Genomic DNA, 212 nt, shown 5'->3' with positions numbered 1-212 from the left:
AATGGCTGGGCTAGCTGGATTCGAACCAGCGCATGACGGAGTCAAAGTCCGTTGCCTTACCGCTTGGCTATAGCCCACCGAATTCTTACTTAATTATATGTAAGTATCCATTAGATTATTTGTAATTTTAAAAATAAAAATGGGGCGACTGATGGGAATCGAACCCACGAATGCCGGAGCCACAATCCGGTGCGTTAACCACTTCGCCACAA

Annotated in this window: 1 tRNA gene; it reads right to left on the bottom strand. The window is 45.3% G+C overall.

The annotated features are described in order from the left end of the window. Positions 1-2: 2 nt before the first annotated feature. Positions 3-77 (bottom strand) — tRNA-Gln (locus tag KVT31_RS30140). Between the last annotated feature and the right edge of the window lie 135 nt (positions 78-212).

The sequence above is a fragment of the Bacillus sp. GbtcB14 genome (assembly GCF_019091205.1).
Lineage (GTDB): Bacteria > Bacillota > Bacilli > Bacillales > Bacillaceae_G > Bacillus_A > Bacillus_A cereus_AG.
The sequence above is the reverse complement of the archived record's forward strand: the minus strand, read 5'-3'. Positions and strand labels throughout refer to the sequence as shown.